General features: G+C 70.3%; 19 protein-coding genes and 1 pseudogene. 8 read left to right on the top strand and 12 right to left on the bottom strand.

Annotated elements, in window-relative coordinates:
- Positions 1–58 precede the first annotated feature (58 nt).
- Complete coding sequence (locus ACIBX3_RS43290) at positions 59–490, top strand: NfeD family protein (protein WP_397126434.1); 432 nt, start codon at positions 59–61, stop codon at positions 488–490.
- A gap of 3 nt (positions 491–493) precedes the next feature.
- Positions 494–1,570, top strand: a complete 1,077-nt coding sequence (locus tag ACIBX3_RS43295; protein WP_397126435.1) for an SPFH domain-containing protein — start codon at positions 494–496, stop codon at positions 1,568–1,570.
- A gap of 96 nt (positions 1,571–1,666) precedes the next feature.
- On the opposite strand, the gene ACIBX3_RS43300 is transcribed toward ACIBX3_RS43295, so the two are convergent.
- The 5 genes from ACIBX3_RS43300 to ACIBX3_RS43320 all read right to left on the bottom strand — a co-directional run bounded on the left by ACIBX3_RS43300 (position 1,667) and on the right by ACIBX3_RS43320 (position 5,038).
- Entirely contained in the window at positions 1,667–2,200 is a 534-nt protein-coding gene (locus tag ACIBX3_RS43300) for a hypothetical protein (protein WP_397126437.1), read from the bottom strand.
- The gene (locus tag ACIBX3_RS43305) at positions 2,197–2,442 is read right to left on the bottom strand and encodes a hypothetical protein (RefSeq protein WP_397126438.1); all 246 of its coding nucleotides are present in this window, start codon (positions 2,440–2,442) and stop codon (positions 2,197–2,199) included. Before ACIBX3_RS43305 ends, ACIBX3_RS43300 begins: the two co-directional genes overlap by 4 nt.
- A 128-nt stretch (positions 2,443–2,570) precedes the next feature.
- Complete coding sequence (locus tag ACIBX3_RS43310; protein ID WP_397126439.1) at positions 2,571–3,203, bottom strand: hypothetical protein; 633 nt, start codon at positions 3,201–3,203, stop codon at positions 2,571–2,573.
- Positions 3,200–3,790, bottom strand: a complete 591-nt coding sequence (locus ACIBX3_RS43315; RefSeq protein ID WP_397126440.1) for an RNA polymerase sigma factor — start codon at positions 3,788–3,790, stop codon at positions 3,200–3,202. Before ACIBX3_RS43315 ends, ACIBX3_RS43310 begins: the two co-directional genes overlap by 4 nt.
- 78 nt (positions 3,791–3,868) lie before the next feature.
- The gene (locus ACIBX3_RS43320; protein ID WP_397126441.1) at positions 3,869–5,038 is read right to left on the bottom strand and encodes a Gfo/Idh/MocA family protein; all 1,170 of its coding nucleotides are present in this window, start codon (positions 5,036–5,038) and stop codon (positions 3,869–3,871) included.
- Between the two features lie 104 nt (positions 5,039–5,142).
- Here ACIBX3_RS43320 and tdh point away from each other — a divergent pair.
- The 5 genes and pseudogenes from tdh to ACIBX3_RS43345 form a co-directional block, all read left to right on the top strand.
- Positions 5,143–6,162, top strand: a pseudogene (gene tdh, locus ACIBX3_RS43325) (L-threonine 3-dehydrogenase); the annotation flags it as partial.
- Positions 6,163–6,386: 224 nt separating this feature from the next.
- Entirely contained in the window at positions 6,387–7,556 is a 1,170-nt protein-coding gene (locus ACIBX3_RS43330) for a glycine C-acetyltransferase (RefSeq protein ID WP_397126442.1), read from the top strand.
- Between the two features lie 13 nt (positions 7,557–7,569).
- Complete coding sequence (locus ACIBX3_RS43335; RefSeq protein ID WP_397126443.1) at positions 7,570–8,472, top strand: LysR family transcriptional regulator; 903 nt, start codon at positions 7,570–7,572, stop codon at positions 8,470–8,472.
- A 60-nt stretch (positions 8,473–8,532) separates the two neighbouring features.
- A complete protein-coding gene (locus ACIBX3_RS43340) occupies positions 8,533–9,075 on the top strand; it encodes an RNA polymerase sigma factor (RefSeq protein WP_397126444.1) in 543 nt (180 codons plus the stop codon).
- On the top strand, positions 9,075–9,923 hold the full coding sequence (locus tag ACIBX3_RS43345) for a hypothetical protein (protein WP_397126445.1): 849 nt from the start codon (positions 9,075–9,077) through the stop codon (positions 9,921–9,923). The genes ACIBX3_RS43340 and ACIBX3_RS43345 overlap by 1 nt, the downstream gene beginning before the upstream one ends.
- Before the next feature lie 155 nt (positions 9,924–10,078).
- On the opposite strand, the gene ACIBX3_RS43350 is transcribed toward ACIBX3_RS43345, so the two are convergent.
- From ACIBX3_RS43350 to ACIBX3_RS43360, 3 genes are read right to left on the bottom strand one after another with little or no spacing between them, the layout of a single operon-like run.
- Positions 10,079–11,716 (bottom strand): GTPase family protein, encoded by a 1,638-nt coding sequence (locus ACIBX3_RS43350; protein ID WP_397126446.1) that lies wholly within the window; start codon positions 11,714–11,716, stop codon positions 10,079–10,081.
- Positions 11,713–13,563 carry an ABC transporter gene (locus ACIBX3_RS43355; protein ID WP_397126447.1) on the bottom strand — a complete coding sequence of 617 codons (1,851 nt, stop codon included), beginning with the start codon at positions 13,561–13,563 and terminating at the stop codon, positions 11,713–11,715. Before ACIBX3_RS43355 ends, ACIBX3_RS43350 begins: the two co-directional genes overlap by 4 nt.
- A 9-nt stretch (positions 13,564–13,572) precedes the next feature.
- Positions 13,573–14,076 (bottom strand): MarR family winged helix-turn-helix transcriptional regulator, encoded by a 504-nt coding sequence (locus ACIBX3_RS43360; protein WP_397126544.1) that lies wholly within the window; start codon positions 14,074–14,076, stop codon positions 13,573–13,575.
- Between the two features lie 83 nt (positions 14,077–14,159).
- Here ACIBX3_RS43360 and ACIBX3_RS43365 point away from each other — a divergent pair, with 83 nt between their 5' ends.
- Positions 14,160–15,635, top strand: coding sequence for an MFS transporter (locus ACIBX3_RS43365; RefSeq protein WP_397126448.1), 1,476 nt, complete (start codon positions 14,160–14,162; stop codon positions 15,633–15,635).
- 88 nt (positions 15,636–15,723) lie between these two features.
- On the opposite strand, the gene ACIBX3_RS43370 is transcribed toward ACIBX3_RS43365, so the two are convergent.
- From ACIBX3_RS43370 to lhgO, 4 genes are all read right to left on the bottom strand, one after another.
- Positions 15,724–16,380, bottom strand: a complete 657-nt coding sequence (locus ACIBX3_RS43370; protein ID WP_397126545.1) for a response regulator transcription factor — start codon at positions 16,378–16,380, stop codon at positions 15,724–15,726.
- Positions 16,381–16,454: 74 nt separating this feature from the next.
- Entirely contained in the window at positions 16,455–17,867 is a 1,413-nt protein-coding gene (locus tag ACIBX3_RS43375) for a sensor histidine kinase (RefSeq protein ID WP_397126449.1), read from the bottom strand.
- Positions 17,867–18,559 (bottom strand): response regulator transcription factor, encoded by a 693-nt coding sequence (locus tag ACIBX3_RS43380; protein ID WP_397126450.1) that lies wholly within the window; start codon positions 18,557–18,559, stop codon positions 17,867–17,869. Before ACIBX3_RS43380 ends, ACIBX3_RS43375 begins: the two co-directional genes overlap by 1 nt.
- A gap of 17 nt (positions 18,560–18,576) precedes the next feature.
- Positions 18,577–19,779, bottom strand: coding sequence for an L-2-hydroxyglutarate oxidase (gene lhgO, locus ACIBX3_RS43385; RefSeq protein ID WP_397126451.1), 1,203 nt, complete (start codon positions 19,777–19,779; stop codon positions 18,577–18,579).
- Positions 19,780–19,963: the final 184 nt, after the last annotated feature.

Here is a 19,963-nt window from a genome sequence, read left to right on the forward strand (position 1 = left end):
GTAGAGGAGGGGAACCGCCCACGGACTCAGGCCCGTTGTCTTAATAGGAGGGCCGGACATGGATGAATGGATCATCTGGGTAATCCTCGCTGTCGTTCTCGGCGTGGCGGAGCTGTTCACGTTCACGGCCGCGCTCGGACTCCTCGGCGTGGCCGCTCTCCTGACGGCCGCGACCGCCGCCATCGGGTTGCCCGTCCCCCTGCAGTTACTGTTCTTCGCCGTCTCCTCCGCGGCGGGCCTGATGGTCGTCAGGCCGCTGGCGATGCGCCATATCAAGCAGCCGCAGTTGCAGCGGTTCGGCGTGGAAGCACTCGTCGGCAAGCCCGCGTACGTCGTCTCCGAGGTAACGGGGCGCGACGGGCGGGTACGCGTCGGGGGCGAGGAATGGTCGGCGCGCGCCTACGACGAAACCCTGGTGATTCCCGCGGGGGCGACCGTCGACATCATCGAGATCGAGGGCGCGACAGCCCTCGTATATCCCCGGGAGTGAGCCATGGATCCGCTCTTGCTCGTCGGACTGTTCGTCATACTCTTCGCCGTCTTCACCGTGCTCAAGGCCGTGCGGATCATCCCGCAGGCCCGGGCGGCAAACGTCGAGCGCCTCGGCCGCTACCACCGCACGCTCAAGCCCGGCCTCAACTTCGTCATCCCGTACATCGACCGCGTCTATCCCAAACTCGATCTGCGCGAGCAGGTCGTGTCCTTCCGCCCGCAGCCGGTCATCACCGAGGACAACCTGGTCGTCGAGATCGACACGGTCCTCTACTTCCAGATCACCGACCCGCGGGCGGCGGCGTACGAGATCTCCAACTACATCACCGGCGTCGAGCAGCTCACCGTCACCACGCTGCGCAACGTCGTCGGCTCCATGGACCTGGAAAAGACGCTGACCTCACGCGACACCATCAACAGCCAGCTGCGCGGCGTCCTCGACGAGGCCACCGGCAAGTGGGGCCTTCGCGTCAACCGCGTCGAGATCAAGGCCATCGACCCGCCCAAGACCATCAAGGACGCGATGGAGAAGCAGATGCGGGCCGAGCGCGACAAGCGGGCCGCGATCCTCAACGCCGAGGGCCAGCGGCAGTCGCAGATCCTCACGGCGGAGGGCGACAAGCAGAGCCGCATCCTGCGCGCCGAGGGCGGCCGCACGGCCGCGATCCTGGAGGCCGAAGGCCAGTCGCGCGCCATCGACCAGGTCTTCCAGGCGGTCCACCGCAACGACCCGGACCCGAAACTGCTGGCGTACCAGTACCTGCAGATGCTGCCGCAGCTGGCGCAGGGCCCGGGCAACACGTTCTGGGTGATCCCGAGCGAGGTCACCTCGGCGCTGCAGGGCGTCTCGAAGGCGTTCACGGATGCCCTGCCGCGGTCGGCGGCCACGCGGGAGGAGATCCCGGAGAGCTCGGCGGCCGAGGAAGAGGCCGCCAGGGCTGCGGAGGCCGCGGCCGAGGCCGTCGCGGACGCGCAGGAGGCCGAGAGCCCGAACGGGCCGCGCCAGCTCACCAAGGGCGTCCAGGAGCCGTCTCCGTTCCCCGACCTGGAGAGGGAGGCGAAGGAGGCCGAGCGCTGAGATTCGGATGAAAGAGCGGCCCGGCACGCGCATGGTGCGCGTGCCGGGCCGCGTTCACGGTCAGGCGTTTGGTCGGTCGAGGGGTGAGGCGCCGGGTCAGGCGATGGCTTCGAACAGGTGGCGAAGCCCGTCCTCCCGATGGGCGGCTCGCGCTCGGCAGTTGACCTTGACCAGCGCATCCGCCAGAGCGACGTCCGGGTTTCCCGGTGGGATGTCATCCCCCATTCGCGTGCGCAGCCACTCGGAGACCTCCGCCCACGAGTAGATGCTGATGTTGTCGGCCTCGATGAGAGGGGCGGGGAAACCGCCGGGACCGCGCTGCCCCGTGGCGAGCTGTCGCAGGCTGGCCTGTGTGCGCCCGCCGTGTCGACGGGCGGCGTCGCCCAGCGTCACCCCGTCGTCTTCCCCCACGCCGACAGGCCAGAGACCGGGGACGGTCTTGATCTGGGCGATCACGGAGGCGATCGCGTCCAGCATGGTCTCCGCCTCGCGGTCGCACATGACATAGACGTTGCCGTCTTTGAAGCCGCCCGACACCGAGCAGTCATCCAGACCGGCCTCGAACAGAGCGTCCAGCTCTTCATCGGTGGGCGCTCGGTTGAGAGTGACGCTGAAGTCCCAGGTGATCATGACCTCTCCTCGTTCTTGGCGCACTCCATGTGATCGTCGACCCATCGGAGAATGCGTTTCGCGTGGTTGCCTGGATTACGCGGCGTGCACCAGACTGGCTGCGGCTCGGCGCCGCAGACGCATTCGATGCGTCCCCAGCAGTGCCCGTTGTGGCTTTCCACCAAGGCCAACCACTCGATCTTGCGGATGACCTTCAAGGCCGCGTTGATCTCGTTGTGCTGATGTCTTCCTCGACTGACCATGTAGCAAGATTGCAACAGTGTTGCACAGTTAGTACGGCCTTTCCAACCCTGGAGCTCCTACTAAAAGTGACGATGCCCGCACGCACAGTTGTGCGGCGGGCATCGGCTCGTAGGGGTATGCCGTCGGGTCAGTGGGACAGGGGCGCCTCTGTGGTGTCCACCAGCGTGCAGTCAGCGATCGGGCTCTCGCCGACGCGGGCCCAGATGCCCGCCACGACGATGTCCCCGGTCTCCTCGCTCTTAACGATCAAGGCCGCTTCCCCGCCTCTCTCCCTACCGTCCGCGACCTCGCCGACGCTGAACTCCAGCACGCCCGTCTGACCCGGGCCGATCACCTTCGGGTCGATGACGAAACCCGGCTTCGTGGCCGCCTGAAAGTCCGACAACCGCGCCTCCTCACTGCTGAGGAAGCGGCTACTGCGCGGCTGCGGGCTGCACTTCTTGCCCATGGGGATGTAGTCCACCACCACGTTCGCGCCCATGGCCCGCAGATCCTCCTGGAGCTGCTTCGGATCCCTGATCTCGTTGATGGTGATGGTGATGAGGCCGTCGGGGCTCTTGGTCAGGGCGTACGCGGGGGTGTCGCCGAACAGTATGGGCACGGCCACCGCGGCGGCGGCCGCGAGCCCCAGGGCGGGGGCCAGGACGGCCATGCGCGGGAGCCGCTTGCGCGAGGGCTTGGTGTCGATCTCCGTCATGACGAACTCCTTGAGCAGTCGGTGACGGCCCTCAGGAAGATCACGTTCGGTCGGCCAGTTCATCTGATCTCCTCCTTCTCGGGGCCGCGGTCACCTACTACCTGTCGGGTCGCCGGAGGGGGTTCCCCCGCCGCAGCGAGTTTCTTGCGGGCCCGCGACAAACGGGACCGCACTGTTCCCACCGGGATGCCGAGCGCCTCGGCCGCCTGGGCGTAGTCGAGCCCGGCCCACACGCACAACGCGAACACGTCCTGCTCCTGACGGCGCAGCTTTCCGTACGCGCGGCTGACGACGGCCAGCCGCTCGGCGTCGTCGATGCGCCCCACGACCTCCTCGGCGAAGTCGGGCACCTCCTCACCCCTGGGTAACCGGGCCAGCGCGTCGTCGTGGCGGCGGGCGGCCCGGCGTACGTTGCGGGCCACGTTGGTGGCGATGCCGAGCAACCAGGGCCGCAACGATCCGCCCTCGGGATCGATCCTGCCCCTCAGCCGCCACGCCTCCAGGAACGTCAGCGCCATCACGTCCTCGGCCGTGGACCAGTTGGCGGTCAGGCGGAAGGCGTGGTTGTAGACGGCTTTCGCGTACTCGTCGAAGAGGCCGCCGAACGCGGCCTTGTCACCGTCACGTATGCGGCTCCGCAGTAATGACATGTCCACACATATCTACTGTCCGGCCGGTTGGTCGGGTTCCGCGGTCATCGTGAAAGGCTCAGCCGCCGCCCGAAGTCGTCACGCCTGCCCGCCGTCGAAGTAAGCGACCAGCTCCTCGTCCAGCGGCGGCACGTCGTACGGCATGCCCCCGTCCCGCAGCGACATCGTGGCCATGTACCCGGCCGCGACGCTCATCCGCGCCGCCACCGGCGAGGTGTCCGTGACCCCGCCGTCCCGGACGAACCTGCAGAACTCCGCCACGGTCTCGGGGTCCGCGCCCCCGTGCGAGCCTTGCGCCAGAGGCACCTTGTACGCGATGTCGCAGTCGTCCCGGTAGCCCGTGGGCCCGGTGTTCCACACCTTGACCGTGTCCCCCGGCCCGTCGCCGAAGTTCTCCAGCCGCCCCTCCGTGCCGATGACCGTGTAGTTGCGCACGTAGTCGGGCGAGAAGTGGCACTGCTGGTAGGCGGCGATGACGCCGTTGTCCAGGCGCATGTTCATCACCGACACGTCCTCGACGTCCACGACGTGGTGCAGGTCCCGGCGCGCGGTCGGCGGCCACTCGTACTCCTGGAGCCAGCCTTCGGGGCGCGGCGTGCCGGGGGCGCGGCGCGGCAGGTCGCCGTAGACCATCAGGTCGCCGAAGGCGTTGACCCTGGTGGTGTAGCCGCCGGCGAGCCAGTGGATCACGTCCAGGTCGTGTGCCGCCTTCTGCAGCAGCAGGCCCGTGGTGCGGGTGCGGTCGGCGTGCCAGTCCTTGAAGTAGTAGTCGCCGCCGTACGAGACGAAGTGGCGCACCCAGACGGTCTTCGGCTCCCCGATGACGCCCTTGCGGATGATGTCGCGCATCAGGCGTACGACGCCCATGTGGCGCATGTTGTGGCCGACGTACAGCCTGGTCCCGGTGCGGCGGGCGGCGCGCAGGATGGCGTCACAGCCCTCCAAGGTGATGGCCAGGGGCTTCTCCATGTAAACGCTCTTGCCGGCCTCCAGGCAGTCGATCGCGATGCGCTCGTGTGTGTCGTCCGGTGTCAGCACGATGACGGCGTCCAGGTCGTCCCGGGCGAGCAGCTCGCGGTAGTCCTCGGTCAGGAACTCGGCCGCGAACCTGCCGGCCTGCCTCTTGAGCGCGGCCGGGTCGGCATCGCACAGAGCGGTCACGACGGACCCCTTGCCGGGGCGGTGCGCGTTCAGCGCGAGGCTTGTACGGAGACCGAGGCCTATGACCCCGATGCGCAGATCATCCACGGCGTGAAGCATAGCTGTGGGGGCACTTAAGAAGTCCTCGATGGACATGGGCCGGGGCGAGCGGGCACAGTGCGTTAGGTTCGACCTAGGGGGAAATGGGAGCCATGAAAGCGCTGGTCAAGGAGAGGGCCGAGCCCGGTCTGTGGTTGGTCGACGTCCCGGAGCCGGAAGTGCGCCCGGGCGAGGTGAAAATCCGGGTTTTGCGGACCGGCATCTGCGGCACCGACCTCCATATCCGGAAATATGACGAATGGGCCCGGCACACGCTCGAGTTGCCACTGATCGTCGGGCACGAGTTCTCCGGCCACGTGGTGGAGGTGGCGCCGGGCGTCGAGGACGTCTCCGTCGGCGACCTCGTCAGCGGCGAGGGCCACCTGGTCTGCGGCAAGTGCCGCAACTGCATGGCGGGGCGCAGGCACCTGTGCCGCAACACGGTCGGGCTGGGGGTCAACAGGGACGGCGCGTTCGCCGAGTACGTCACGTTGCCCGCCTCGAACGTCTGGGTGCACCGCGTCGAGGTCCACCCCGACGTGGCCGCGATCTTCGACCCGTTCGGGAACGCCGTGCACACCGCGCTGTCGTTCCCCCTGGTCGGCGAGGACGTGCTGGTCACCGGGGCGGGGCCGATCGGGCTGATGGCGGCGGCCGTGGCCGCTCACGTGGGCGCGCGCAACGTGATGATCACCGACGTCAGCGACGAGCGACTGGACCTGGCCGGCAAGCTCGGCGTCTCGCTCGCGCTGAACGTCTCCCGGTCCTCCATCGAGGAGGGCATGCGGCAGCTGCACATGCGCGAGGGCTTCGACGTGGGGCTGGAGATGTCCGGCAACCCGGCGGCCATGCGCGACATGATCGCCCACATGACGCACGGCGGGAAGATCGCCATGCTGGGGCTGCCCGCCGAGGAGTTCGCCGTCGACTGGGCCACCGTCGTGACCTCCATGATCACGATCAAGGGGATCTACGGCCGCGAGATGTTCGAGACCTGGTACAACATGTCCGTCCTGCTGGAGAAGGGCCTCGACCTCACCCCCGTGATCACCGACCGGTTCTCGTACCAGGACTTCGACGCCGCCTTCGACACGGCCGCCAGCGGCCGCACGGGCAAGGTCATTTTGGACTGGAGCGGAGGAGCTCGGCTGGAGAGAGCGAGGAACGAGCCAACGGAAGCCGAAGCGGCCGCGACCATGGACACGCGCGGAGGAGCTCGGCCGGAGAGAGCGAGGAACGAGCCAACGGAAGCCGAAGCGGCCGCGACCATGGACACGCGCGGAGGAGCTCGGCTGGAGAGAGCGAGGAACGAGCCGACGAAGGCCGAAGGGGCCGCGACCATGGACAGGAGCGCTTGATGTTCACGAACGTGCGCGAGCAGCTGCGTGCGACGCTCGACGAGATCACCGAGGCCGGGCTCCTCAAGCCCGAACGCGTGCTCACCACGCCGCAGAGCGCCGAGGTCGGCGTGGCCGGGCACGAGGTGCTGAACTTCTGCGCCAACAACTACCTCGGCCTGGCCGACAACCCGGAGGTCGTCGAGGCGGCCAAGCAGGCGCTGGACCGGTGGGGGTTCGGCATGGCCTCCGTGCGCTTCATCTGCGGCACCCAGGAGGTGCACAAGGAGCTCGAAACGCGCCTGTCGGACTTCCTCAGCATGGAGGACACCGTCCTGTACAGCTCGTGCTTCGACGCGAACGGCGGCGTGTTCGAGACCCTGCTCGACGCCCAGGACGCGGTGATCTCGGATGCGCTCAACCACGCCAGCATCATCGACGGCATCAGGCTCTCCAAGGCCCAGCGCTTCCGGTACGCCAACCGCGACATGGCCGAGCTGGAGTCCCGGCTGAAGGAGGCGTCGGAGGCGCGGCGGCGGCTGATCGTGACGGACGGCGTGTTCTCCATGGACGGATACCTCGCGCCGTTGCGGGAGATCTGCGACCTGGCCGAGCGGTACGACGCCATGGTCATGGTCGACGACTCCCACGCCGTCGGCTTCGTCGGCCCGACCGGCCGCGGCACACCTGAGCTGCACGGAGTCACCGACCGGATCGACATCATCACCGGCACGCTGGGCAAGGCCCTCGGCGGGGCCAGCGGCGGCTACGTCTCCGCCCGCAAGGAGATCTGCGAGCTGCTGCGCCAGCGCTCCCGGCCGTACCTGTTCTCCAACTCCCTCGCCCCGGTCATCGCCTCCGCGTCGCTGCGCATCCTCAACCTGCTGGAGACCTCGAACGAGGCCCGCGAGCGGCTGCGCGCCAACACCGCGCGCTTCCGCAGCGAGATGACCAAGGCCGGGTTCGACATCCTGCCCGGCGACCATCCGATCGTGCCCGTGATGATCGGCGACGCCGCCGAAGCCGCCGCCATGGCCGATCGCCTGCTTGACCTCGGCATCTATGTGATCGGCTTCTCGTACCCGGTCGTGCCGCACGGCCAGGCCAGGATCCGCGTCCAGCTGTCGGCCGCCCACTCGAAGGAGGACGTCGACCGCGCTGTCCAGGCCTTCATCCAGGCCCGGGGGTGAGTATGCTCACGCCGTGATAGACACGCGGCGGTTGCGCACGCTGCGGGCGGTGGCCGACCACGGCACGGTCACCGCCGCGGCGGCCGCGCTGCACCTCACCCCTTCCGCCGTGTCCCAGCAGCTCGTCGCGCTGGAGCACGAGGTGGGCCACCGGCTGTTCACCCGCGACGGGCGCGGCGTGCACCTCACCGCCGTCGGCAAGATCATGCTCGGCCACGCCAACGAGGTCCTCGCCCAGCTCGAACGCGCCGAGGCGGAGGTGGCCGCGTACACCGCGGGCGAGGCCGGCGAGGTCACCGTGGCCTGCTTCGCCACCGCGATCAGCGCTGTGCTCTCCCCCGTGATCATCGTGCTCCGCGAAACCGCCCCCGGCGTGCAGGTGCGGGTGCTCGACGCCGAGGGCGACCACAGCCTGGCGATGCTGCTGGACTCGGAGGCCGACCTGGCCGTCGCGGTCGAATACCGCGGCGCCCCCGACGCCTCCGACCGCCGCCTGTCCAGGCTGCCGCTCTACGCCGAGCCGTTCGACCTGGTGCTTCCCCGCGACCATCCGCTCGCGGAGTCGGCCACCCTCATGTCGCTCGCCGGCGAGACCTGGATCGGCCCCTACCCAGGCAATCCGGTGCACGATGTGATCACTTTCGCCTGTCAGCAGGCGGGCTTCACCCCGAACGTCGCGCACTGCTCCGACGACTTCCGCGCCGTGGTCGCCCTGGTCGGCGCGGGCGCGGGGGTGGCGCTCGTGCCGCGGCTGGCCCTGCGTGACATGGCGCTGCCCGGCGTCGTCGTACGCCACGCGCCGGGGCCCGAGCGGCGTGTCTTCGCCGCCGTACGCAGGGGCGCCGACTCCCACCCCGTCGTACGCCCGCTCCTGTCGGCCCTCCGCACGGTCGCGACCCAGCTCGGGACGGGGTGAAACACCCCGCGTCGTCCGGACATCTCCTCAGGTGTGTTCGCCAACCGGAAGGACCGCCGCATGGGGCCACCTGAGCCCGAACAACGCTTCGAGGAGATCTACACGGCGTACTATCCCGCCGTCGCGACCTACGTCCGCCGGCGCGCCGGGTCGCCCGACGACATCGCGGACGTGATCTCCGAGACGTTCACCACCGCCTGGCGCCGGCTGAACGACGTCCCCAAGGGCGACGGCGCGCGGCTCTGGTTATACGGCGTGGCCAGGCGCGTGCTCGCCAACCACTTCCGCGCGGAGGAACGCCGGACCGCCCTGGCCCTGCGGCTCCGCCAGGAGATCACGAACTGGGCCGGATCCGTCGCCGGCGACGACCTCGCCCACCAGGCGTTCAAACGGCTCTCCGACGACGACAGGGAGCTGCTGTCGCTGGTCGCCTGGGAAGGACTCAGCGGTCCCGAGATCGCGAAAGTGCTCGGCTGCTCGCGCGGGGCCGCCCGGCTCCGGCTGCACCGCGCCCGCAAGCGGCTGGCCAAAGAGCTGGCCGCCCTCGACCCCGACCTCACCGGCTACGGCCGGCGCGCCGTCTCTCTCGCGGAAGGACAGTAATGACACGGGACATCGACACCATTGTCGCCCGGCTCGCGCCTTCACCCGTCACCGAAGTCAGCGAGGGTGCCCGCGACCTGATGCAGGAGATCATGACGGCCGAACCAGCTCCCGCGCCCCGCAGGACCCGCAGGCGGCTGAGCCTGCGGGTGGCCATGCCTGCGGGCGCCCTGCTGACGGCCGCCGTCATGGCGGTGACCTGGCTGCTGCCGACCTCGTCCGCGGCGGCGCTGGACATCAAGCAAGAGGGCGGCTACTACGTCATCGAGATCAAGGACCTCTACGCCAACCCGAAGGTCTACGAGCAGCAGTTGCGGAACGCCGGGCTCGACATCACGCTCAGAGTGGAGCCCGTCACCGCCGCCCTTGAGGGCCAGGTCTCCCCCACGGCTCCGGACAGGCAGTGGGTGAAGAGCATCATGGGCATCTATCCGCCCGGCCCGTGCGACAAGATGGATGGCTGCGCCATCGGGATGAAGATCCCCGTTGACTTCAAGGGCACGGCTGACGTCAGAGTCGGCAGGAAGGCACTGCCCGGCGAGCAGTTCGACAGCATCACCTCGTTCGACGCAAAGGGCGAGCCCATGCACTGCCTCCCCTACAAGGGCAAGACCGTCGCCGAAGTGCGGGTGATGCTGGAGGAGCGCGGGATCAGGATCGAAGAGTTCTTCTTCGACGACGAAGAGGACCCGAACACCGGTGATTCCAGGGTGGCGACGTCCGTGCCGGACTCGTCGCTGGTGACCGGCGGCTACCTCACCGAACCAGGCGTGGCCAACGTCAGCGTGCAGTCGCCCGAGGTGCCCGTCGACGTCCCCGGCAAGAACAACGGTTGTCCCTCATTCTGATCTTGGGGCTGGCGTCGGGAGATATGAACGCCCCTTATCGAAACTGCACGGCCTGCCCGGAGTGCCCGGGCAGGCCGTGCTCGGTTTGTCGAACTGTGATCAGAGTTGCTCCGCAGGACAATTCTGAGCAGGGATTTGCTCAGCGACGACGTCACTCAGGCGCGGGCGTGGTCGAGGGCCGCGGTGAAGCCGGCGTACCTGGCCAGTTCCGCGTCCACGGGATCGAGCACGTGCTCCTTGCCGACCTTGCCGATCGCCGTCCGCAGGGCCTTGGCCGTACGCCGGGCGCGGCGCCTCCCGCCTGCCCAGGCGGCCAACCGCGACAACATCGCGATCAGCACACCCGCGAGCGCACCGCCCGCCAGCAGCACCGTCGGCCACGGTACCGGGCCGAGGGTGGGGAGCGGCGGCTGGGGCAGGCGCAGATAGTCCATCCCGAACAGCACACCCAGCCACACCGCGCCGGCCGCGGCGGTCGCGAGCAGCGCCCATTGCAGGATGTTCACGGCCCGCCACCACCTCGGGCGTCTGGTGGCGCCGGCGGACGTCGTGGCCACCGCCCGGTCCACCGCGTCCGCCAGGTCCTGGGAGCGGGAGCGGGCCGCCTGCCGCACCGCCGCCGCCCACGGCCCCGGCAGCCCGGAGGCGGCCGCCTCACCGACGTCCCTGATCGCCGTCTCGACCTGAGCCCGCTGCACGGCCGAGGCGGCGGGCGCGGACGTACGCCCGACGATCTCTTCCCCCGGTTTCCTGGCCGGGGCGATGGCGCCGAGACGCAGCCTCCGGAGTGGGTCGGGCCTGAACCTGCGAACCCATCGGGTGACCGGCCATCCGGTCGCCACGACCGCCCGATGCCGGTGCCCTTTGGCCACGGCCTCCACGACCAGCGGCACCCCGGCCGCCTCGGAGAGCGCGGCGGTCAGCGCCTTCTCCATCCCCGCCGCACGCTTCCCACCACCGGCCGCCGGCGCGGGATCGATCGGCGCATGGGAGGTGGCGAGGTGGTCGGCGGTGGTGGTGATGTCCGCGGCCAGGCGGGCGGACCAGGCGGTGCGCTCGGCGACGCGGTCGGCCAGGAGCGAGCGTAGTTCGGGCATGCCCGTGCCGGTACGGGCCGAGACGGCGAGCACCGGCACGCCGGCCAGTCCGTCCTCCTCCAGCAGGCGGCGTAGGTCGCGTACGCAGCGGTCGACGGCCTGCGGGGGCAGGCGGTCCACCTGGTTGAGCAGCACCAGCATCACGTCGTGGTGCGCGGCCAGCGGGCGTAGGTACCGGTCGTGGAGGGCGGCGTCGGCGTACTTCTGCGGATCCACCACCCACACCAGCAGATCGACCAGCTCGACCAGGCGATCCACTTCCAGGCGGTGGGAGAGCCGGATGGAGTCGTGGTCCGGGAGGTCGAGGAGGACGAGGCCGGACAGGTCGGGGGTCGCGGCGGGGACGGAGTGGCGTTGCGGGATCTCCAGCCAGTCCAGCAGCGGGCCCGGCCCCTCCCCGTCCCAGAGCGCCGCCTGGGCGGTCGAGGTCGTGGGCCGGGTGACGCCGACGGCGGCCAGGTCCTCGCCGGCCAGGGCGTTGTAGAGCGACGACTTCCCGCTGCCCGTCGCCCCGGCCAGCGCGGCCACGGTGTGATCGATGGACAGGGCGCGGCGTACCCCGGCCCGTTCGGCGACCGCCCGCGCGGCGGACACCGTCTGCTCCGGCAGCCGCCCTTCGCCCAGCGAGGCCGCCTCCAGCAGGGCGGCCACCCGGGAGTCGAGTGACGGGCCCTCCTTACGGCGCAGCAGCTTCACCGGTCCTCCCCCTCGCGCCCGTCGCCACCGCTCCCGGGCGGCGCCGGGAGCTCGGCCGTGTCACCGGATCGTGGTTCTGTCGTCGCGTCCGGGCTCCCGGTCGCCGGGAGCTCGGCCGTGTCGCCGGGCCGTGGGGCTGGGGCCGTGGCCGGCGGGAGGTCGGCGCGGTGGGCGCGTACGGTCTGCAGGGCCGCGCGCAGCGCCTCCGCCGTGCCCTTCGGCGGCTCGATGGTCTCCAGGAGGGCGGTGAACCGGGCGGACTCGGTATCCATCAGCTCCCGCACCCGCTCCCGCAGATCCTCCCGCGCCCGCGCGGTCAGCGTCCGCACCGCCTGGTCCCCGAACACCGCCTCCAGCAGCTTCTGCGACAACACGCTCGTCCCGCCCGCGATCCCCACCTCGATCCCGGTCAGCCCGCCGGTGGAGGCGAACACGGCCAGCATGAGCAGCAGCCCCGCCCCGTTCACCCCGAACGACGCCACCCTGGCGGTGGTCCGCTTCTCGGCCCCTTCGGCCCGCACCAGGTCCAGGACGTATTCCTGCCACCCCCGCACCGCCGCCTCGGCCCGTTTGCCGAGGTCGGCCGAGGCACGGCCGAGCCGGGCGGATTCGACGGCGCCGAGCCGTTCGAGCAGGCCGGCCCCGCCGGGCGCGGCCGACCAGCCCTCCAGCGCCCGCTCGGCGGCCCCGTCGGCGGCGCCCCGGATCAGGGTCTCGACACTGCTCTCCAGGGCCTCCTTGAGCTGCACCTCCGGCACGCGGCCGGTGAAGAAGCCGACGATCCGGTCCCGCAGCCACCCCACCCGGCTCTCCAGGGAACGCATGAGGTCGCCGGTGCCGATGAAGTCCTGCCAGCGGGCCAGCACCTCGCCCCGCAGCAGCGAGCCGTCGCGCATGCCCTCGTCGAAGTCGGCCATCGCGCCCGCGTACGCGCCCGACACGATCGACCGCAGCCCGTCGAAGGCGCCCTGCTGGCGCGAGAGGGCCACGGCCAGCGCGGGCACCCGGGTCTCCAGGCTGTCGAGCGCCCCCGACAACGTCTGGCGCACGACGCGGGATCTCTCAGCCGCGTCGTCGGCCAGCCCGGCCAGCCAGGAGACGATGGGACGTACGGACTCGACGGGCAGCCGGGCCTTCTCGGACGGCAGGGCGGCCTCGGTGACGGTGAACAGCCGGGTGCCGTCGAGGCCGTTCTCGGCGAGCAGCCGGGCGAGGTCGCGGGAGACCGGCTCCACGGCCTCCGGCGACACCCGATCGAGGACGACGGCCAGCGCCGTGCTGCGTTCCCGGGCCGAGCGCAGGAAGCTCCACGGCACCTCGTCGGCGTACCGGGCGGCGGTCGTGACGAACAACCACAGGTCGGCGGCGGCCAGCAGCTGCGCGGCGAGCTCCCGGTTGGCGGTCACCACCGAGTCGATGTCGGGCGCGTCGAGCAGCGCGAGCCCGGCGCCCAGCGCCTGCGAGGTCACCACGCGCAGCGCGCCGGGGCCGTCGCCGGTGGCGCGGGAAAGGCCGGGCAGCACGTTCTGGCCCATGAACCAGGCGCGGTCGGCCGGATTGACCACGAGCGTGGGCACCAGCGTCGTCGGCCGGAGCACCCCCGGCTCGGCCACGTCGGCTCCCACCAACGAGTTGACCAGCGTGGACTTGCCCGCCCCGGTGGACCCGCCCACGACCGCGAGCAGCGGCGCGTCCAGGGCGCGCAGCCTGGGCAGCAGGTAGTCGTCCAGCTGCCCGGTCAGCTCGCGCAGCGCGCGCCGCTCCGCCGCCGCCTCGCCGATCGCCAGCGGGAACAGCTCGCGATCCAGCGGCCGGCGCAGTGTCTCCAACGCGCCCAGCAGGTCCATATGACCACGCTAGATGATGGATGCGCCGTTACGGCCTCCAGACCGGGCCGCGACCAGGCCGGATTCCACGGCTTTGAGCAGCTTGAGCGTCGCGTCGAGGTCACCGGTGTCGCCACCGGCCGCCGCGGAGACGGCTGCGGCCCATTCCTGGCGGACGACGGCGTAGTTGGTCCGGCCGCGCTCGGTCAGGTGGACGGCCACCCCGCGCCGATCGTCGGGTGAGACATGCCGCTCGATGAGGCCCTTGGCCTCGAGTGAGCGCAGGACGGTGGACAGGTTGGTGCGCTGCAGGCCGGTGGCGGCGGCGATCCGGCTGGGTGGAGCGGCGGGGTCGCCTTGCAGGTGGCGCATCACCATGCCTTCCGACGGCGACAGCTGGACGGCCCGCTCGTCGCCGTAGCCGCGGAACTGGATCTCCCGGGCGATGATCAGCGCCAGGTCCGCCAGGTCGGCCCAGCGGTTGTCCGCGTCGGAACCACGGTCTCCGGCCGGCTGCCGCGATTGGTCGTACATCACACTCCCAGGATAACCGTTCCCCATCAGATAGTTATATGGTCATTGTAGTTATGACTTAATAATCACCTGACGGAGGTGTCATGGACACCGCTCTTTCCGCTCGGCACGCCGGTGCCGCACCCGGATCCCCACGCGCCGTGGCACAGGCGGGCGGGTTGCACCCGTTCGGCGTATTCATCCTGCTGGCAGGCGCGTTCATGCCGATCATGGACTTCTTCATCACGAACGTCGCGCTGCCGAGCATCGACGCCGAGCTGCACGCCTCGGCGTCGTCGCTGGAGCTCGTGATCGCCGGGTACGGCGTGGCCTACGCCGCCCTCCTGGTGCTGGGCGGCCGGCTGGGCGACCGCTACGGCCGGCACCGCGTCTTCCTCGTCGCGCTGGCCGGCTTCATCGTCGCCTCCCTGTCCTGCGGCCTGGCCCCCACCGTGGAGGCGCTGATCGGAGCCCGCATCGTGCAGGGCGCCACCGCCGCGCTGCTGATCCCGCAGGTGCTGGCGACGTTCCATCACTCCCTGGAAGGGGAGCGCAAGGCCCGCGCGGTGGGCCTGTACGGAGCGGCCTCCGGCATCGCCGCGGTGGTCGGGCAGCTGGTGGGCGGCCTGCTGGTGGCCGCCGACATCGCCGGCACGGCATGGCGGCCGATCTTCCTGGTCAACGTGCCCATCGGCGTGCTCGTCCTGCTGGTGGCGGCGCGGATCGTGCCGAACACCCGCTCCTCTCAGCCCGTCGGCGTCGATTTGCCCGGCACGGTGCTGTTCGCCGCCGCCCTCACCGCCCTGCTCATCCCGCTGACCGAGGGCCACTCCCTGGGCTGGCCGTGGTGGACCTGGGCGATGCTCGCTCTGGCCGTGGTGCTGGGCGCCGTCACGTACGTGGTGGAGAAGCGCGCCGAGCGGCGCGGCGAGATCCCGCTGCTGCCGCCGTCACTGCTGAGCCTGCCGTCGATGTCGCGGGGCCTGGCGATGGTGCTGGCCTTCAGCATCGGCTTCGGCGCGTTCATGTTCGTCTTCGCTCTGACCGTGCAGAACGGGCTGCACGAGGACGCGCTGCACGGCGGTCTGGCGATCCTGCCCATGGCCCTGCTGTTCTTCGCCGGTTCCCTGGTGGCGCCGCGCCTGATCACCCGATTCGGCCGGGCGGCGCTGTCCGCCGGGGCCGCGGTGCAGCTCGCGGGGCTGGCCCTGCTGGTGACGATCATCGTCCAGGCGTGGCCGCATGTCAGCCTGTGGGCCATGGCCGTGCCGCTGGCCCTGGCCGGGGCCGGGCAGTCGATGTTGTTCGCCGGGCTGTTCCGCAGCGTGCTGGCCGACGTACCCGCTCACCTCGGCGGCATCGGCAGCGGCGTGCTGATCACCCTCCAGCAGAGCGGCCTCGCCCTCGGCGTGGCCACCCTCGGCACCCTCTACCTCACGCTGGAGCCGGGCAACGTGCCCCAGGCCTTCGCCGCGGTCGAGTACGTGCAGATGGCGATCGTGGCCGTGCTCGCGGTCGCCGTCGCCGCGCTACCGCGCTTCACCCGGGCCTCCGCCGACGCACCGGTGATCGACGGCTGATGAAGGAACGGCTATGAGTCTCCTCGACCTGTCCCGACGGCAGTTCGCCATCACCGTCCCTCGATCACGTGGTGACGCTGTCGCTTGATCAGCCCGCCGGGGGCTCCCGCAGCACGTAGCCGACGCTGCGCAGGGTGTGGATGAGGCGCGGCTCGACGTCGTCGACCTTGCGCCGGAGGTAGGAGACGTACGACTCCACGACGCCGGCGTCGCCGCCGAAGTCGTAGTTCCACACATGGTCGAGGATCTGCGCCTTCGACAGCACGCGCCCGGCGTTGACCATGAAGTAGTGCAGGAGCTTGAACTCGGTCGGCGACAGGCGTACCTGGCGACCGCTCCGCCACACCTCGCGGGCGTCCTCGTCCAGCTCGAGGTCTGCCACCTTCAGCCTGCTGGCCGGCGCGCCCTCCGAGCGGGTGCGCCGCAACACCGCCCGGATCCTGGCCTGCACCTCCTCCAGGCTGAAGGGCTTGGTCACGTAGTCGTCCCCCACCCGCAGCCCCGCGATCTTGTCCTCGGTGCCGTCGCGGGCGGTCAGGAACAACACGGGCGCGTCGATCCTCTTGGCCACCTCCAGCCCGTCGAGGTCGGGCAGCATGATGTCGAGCACCACGAGATCGGGCGAGGCCCGCTCGGCCACCTCGACGGCCTCCTCGCCGTCGGCGGCGGTCAGCACCTCGAACCCGGAAAAGCGCAGGCTGGCGGAGAGCAGGTCCCTGATGCTGGGCTCGTCGTCCACCACCATGATCAGCGCCTCGCGGAGCTCGGGTTTAGTCACCTACTTAGAGTGACGCAGCCACCTGAGGGTTAGCTGAAGGGTCACTCCAAAGCGAGTGGGAGTTCGACGCGGAACGTGGAGCCGCGCTCCGGCGAGCTGTCCACGGTCACCGTTCCGCCGTGGGCCCGCACGAGCGCCTGCACGATGGCCAGACCCAGGCCGCTGCCCCGGTCCTCGGCCGAGCGGCGGCGGGTCCTGGCGGAGTCGGCGCGGTAGAAGCGTTCGAAGACGTGCTCGACCTGCTCGGCGGTGAGCCCGGGGCCGTTGTCCACGACCTCGAGGAAGACCGTGTCGGTGCCCGCCCCGGCGCGGACGATGATCGGCGAGCCGGGCTCGGTGTGGACGATCGCGTTGGTGACGAGGTTGCTGATGACCTGGCGCAGGCGTACCTCGTCGCCGGAGACGATCAGGGCCGCGCCGCCGACCACGTCCAGCTTGATCAACCGCTCGGGCGCCAGGATCCTGGCGTCCTGTACGGCGTCCGCGGCCAGCGCCAGCATGTCCACCGGCCGCATCTGCAGCGGCCGCTGCTGGTCCACCCTGGCCAGCAGCAACAGGTCGTCCACCAGCAGGCTCATCCGGCCGGCGGCCTTCTCCACCCGCTGCATCAGCTCGGCGGGGTCGGCGCCGGGGTTCTGGCGGGCGTACTCGGCGAAGCCGCGGATCGAGGTGAGCGGGGTGCGCAGTTCGTGCGAGGCGTCGCCGACGAACTGGCGCATGCGGTCCTCGGAGCGCCGGGCCGCCGCCTCGGAGGCCGACCGGGCCGCGAACGCGGCCTCGATCTGGGCCAGCATGCCGTTGAGCGACCCGGCCAGGCGGCCCACCTCGGTCCGGGGGTCGCCGTCCGGCACCCGCCGGCCCAGCTCGCCGCCCGCGATGGCCTCGGCCGTACGCTCGATCTGGCCGAGCGGCCGCATGCTGCGCCGTACGATCGTCACGCCCACGACGGCGAGGATGAGCAGGATGCCGCCGCCGCCCAGCAGCTCGATGAGCACCAGCCGCCGCGTGATCGCGTCGACCTCCTCCAGGTCCACGGCGACCACGACCGCGCTGCGCTGGACCTCGGACTCCAGCACCCGCCACTCGCCGCCGCCCTTGACCGCGGGCGCGGTGTAGGGGTCGGTCCCCCGCGTGGGCGACAGGACCGGCTTGGGCTTCAGGTCGACGTCGCGGTCGGTGAGCATGGGCACGGTGTCGCGGCCCGGCTCCTTGACCAGGACGATCGCGTCGGACTCGATGAGGATGGGCTTTTTGGAGGTCTCCCTGTCCTTCCTCCAGTCGTTCACGACCTTGTTGTGCATGCGCACGGTGAGGAGCCGGAGCTGGCTGTCCACCCGGTCGATGAGGTAGGTGTGCAGCACCGAGACGCTCACCAGGCCGATGAAGGTCATGCCGAATCCCAGCAGCGCCAGCATCGACGCGATCAGCTTGATCCTCAGCGGCAGGCCGCTCATCAGGGACTCGGTGGCAGGCGGAGGACGTATCCGACACCGCGCAGGGTGTGGATGAGCCGGGGGCTGCGGTTGTCGATCTTCCGGCGCAGGACGGACACGTACGACTCCACGATGCCCACCTCGCCCCTGAAGTCGTAGTCCCACACGTGGTCGAGGATCTGCGGCTTGGACAACACCCGGCCCGCGTTCGTCATGAAGTAACGCAGCAGCTTGAACTCGGTGGGCGACAGCGCCACCGCGTTGCCCCCGCGCCACACCTCGTGGCTCTCCTCGTCCAGCTCGATGTCGGCGAACGTCAGCCGCGGCGGCGCCGCCTGCTGGTCCCCGCTCGTACGGCGGAGCACCGCGTGGATCCTGGCGACCACCTCCTCCAGGCTGAACGGCTTGGTGACGTAGTCGTCGCCGCCGATCGTGAGACCGCGGATCTTGTCCTCGGTGTCGTCACGGGCGGTCAGGAACACCACCGGCGTGTGCAGTCCGCCGCCGCGCAACCGCTTGACGATCTCGAAACCGTCCAGGTCGGGCAGCATGACGTCGAGCACGACGAGGTCGGGGCGGTGCCGTTGCACGGCGGCGACGGCGTCGAGGCCGCTCTTCGCCGTGGTCACGTCGAAACCCGCGAACCTGAGGCTCGCGGCGAGGAGTTCGAGGATGTTGGGGTCGTCCTCGACTATGAGCAGGCGTGATTCCATCACCTCCAAGGATGCCCTCATCGGACGAGTGCCGGGACAATTCCGGCGATGTGCCTGGCGATCGCCAGGCTCGACGTGGCCGCGGGGGACGGCGCGTTGCGTACCAGAACCACGTTGCCGTGGACGTCCACCACGAAGTCGTCGACCAGGCGCCCGTCCCTCGCCACGGCCTGGGCCCGGACGCCGCCGGGGGCGCGTACGAGGTCGGAGGCGGTGAGCTCGGGCACGTAGCGCTGGGCCGCCCTCACGAACGCGCCCTTGATGAGCGAGCCGCGGACCTCCTTCAGCCCGGTGCGCCAGTGGCGGCGGGCCATGCGGATGGTGCCGGGCCAGCCAAGAATTTGCCAGAAATTTCGGATATTCCGCCATCTGAGGCTAGCGCTGTAGCCCTCATACGCGAGCGCCAGCACCGCATTCGGCCCTACCAGCACCCCACCGTCGATCTGCCGCGTCAGATGGACCCCCAGGAACGGATACCGCGGATCCGGCACCGGATAGATCAGCCCGCGAACGAGCTCCTTTGCCCCGCCGCTGAGCGCGTAGAACTCCCCGCGGAACGGGACGATCCTGACGTCCCCCGGCTGCCCGGCCATCCGCGCCACCGCGTCCGTCCACAGCCCGCCGCACACCACCAGCCGATCGAAGGTGAACCTCCGCCGGCCCGCCAGCACCTGCACACCCGCCGAACGCTCCCTGATCGCGCGTACGGGGTGCGAGAGGCGTACGGACCCGCCCAGCTCCACCACGTCCAGCGCGAGGCGGCGGGCGACGGCGGGGAAGTCGCAGATCGCGGTGTGCGGCGAGTGGATCGCGCCGACGCCGACCGCGTGCGGCTCGATCTCGCGCAGCGCCAGCGCGTCCAGCACGGCGATGCCCGGCACGCCGTTGGCACGCGCCCGCTCGGCCAGAGCGCTCAGCTGCGGACGCTCGGCGGTGGTGCTCGCGATGACCAGCTTGCCGACCTCGTCGTACGGCAGCTCGTTGGCGGCGCAGTAGTCCTTGAGCAGCGCCACGCCCTCCCGGCACAGCCTGGCCTTGAGCGAGCCCGGGGGGTAGTAGATGCCCGCGTGCACGACGCCGCTGTTGTGCCCGGTCTGGTGGGCGGCGACACGGCCCTCCTTCTCCAGCACCGTCACCTCGGCGCCCCTGGTTGCGGCGAGTTCACGCGCCACCGCCAGCCCGACGATGCCCGCGCCTACGATCCCGATCTTCTCCGTCACACGATGATTTTCCGGCCAACCGGCCGTCCCTGCTATAGCCACCGGGCTTCCAGTGATCTATTGGGACGGGCCTCTGCGCGGCGGTATCCCGGGCGGGACGTGAAAAGAGGAACACGTCCATCAGGCCGCTCAGACCCTCTGGCTGATCGAGATCCGATCAAGATCGTCGCCCTCAGAGATGACC

The organism is Nonomuraea sp. NPDC049480, from assembly GCF_044465905.1.
Lineage (GTDB): Bacteria > Actinomycetota > Actinomycetes > Streptosporangiales > Streptosporangiaceae > Nonomuraea.

What these genes read in the sequence shown, in the direction of transcription:
- ACIBX3_RS43315 (WP_397126440.1), bottom strand. Translation starts at nt 3,790, where the DNA reads ATGTCATTACTGCGGAGCCGCATACGTGACGGTGACAAGGCCGCGTTC.
- ACIBX3_RS43305 (WP_397126438.1), bottom strand. Translation starts at nt 2,442, where the DNA reads ATGGTCAGTCGAGGAAGACATCAGCACAACGAGATCAACGCGGCCTTG.
- ACIBX3_RS43345 (WP_397126445.1), top strand. Translation starts at nt 9,075, where the DNA reads ATGACACGGGACATCGACACCATTGTCGCCCGGCTCGCGCCTTCACCC.
- ACIBX3_RS43295 (WP_397126435.1), top strand. Translation starts at nt 494, where the DNA reads ATGGATCCGCTCTTGCTCGTCGGACTGTTCGTCATACTCTTCGCCGTC.
- ACIBX3_RS43375 (WP_397126449.1), bottom strand. Translation starts at nt 17,867, where the DNA reads ATGAGCGGCCTGCCGCTGAGGATCAAGCTGATCGCGTCGATGCTGGCG.
- ACIBX3_RS43290 (WP_397126434.1), top strand. Translation starts at nt 59, where the DNA reads ATGGATGAATGGATCATCTGGGTAATCCTCGCTGTCGTTCTCGGCGTG.
- ACIBX3_RS43370 (WP_397126545.1), bottom strand. Translation starts at nt 16,380, where the DNA reads ATGGTGGTGGACGACGAGCCCAGCATCAGGGACCTGCTCTCCGCCAGC.
- ACIBX3_RS43355 (WP_397126447.1), bottom strand. Translation starts at nt 13,563, where the DNA reads ATGGACCTGCTGGGCGCGTTGGAGACACTGCGCCGGCCGCTGGATCGC.
- ACIBX3_RS43360 (WP_397126544.1), bottom strand. Translation starts at nt 14,076, where the DNA reads ATGTACGACCAATCGCGGCAGCCGGCCGGAGACCGTGGTTCCGACGCG.
- ACIBX3_RS43365 (WP_397126448.1), top strand. Translation starts at nt 14,160, where the DNA reads ATGGACACCGCTCTTTCCGCTCGGCACGCCGGTGCCGCACCCGGATCC.
- ACIBX3_RS43300 (WP_397126437.1), bottom strand. Translation starts at nt 2,200, where the DNA reads ATGATCACCTGGGACTTCAGCGTCACTCTCAACCGAGCGCCCACCGAT.
- ACIBX3_RS43340 (WP_397126444.1), top strand. Translation starts at nt 8,533, where the DNA reads ATGGGGCCACCTGAGCCCGAACAACGCTTCGAGGAGATCTACACGGCG.
- ACIBX3_RS43380 (WP_397126450.1), bottom strand. Translation starts at nt 18,559, where the DNA reads ATGGAATCACGCCTGCTCATAGTCGAGGACGACCCCAACATCCTCGAA.
- ACIBX3_RS43310 (WP_397126439.1), bottom strand. Translation starts at nt 3,203, where the DNA reads ATGAACTGGCCGACCGAACGTGATCTTCCTGAGGGCCGTCACCGACTG.
- ACIBX3_RS43330 (WP_397126442.1), top strand. Translation starts at nt 6,387, where the DNA reads ATGTTCACGAACGTGCGCGAGCAGCTGCGTGCGACGCTCGACGAGATC.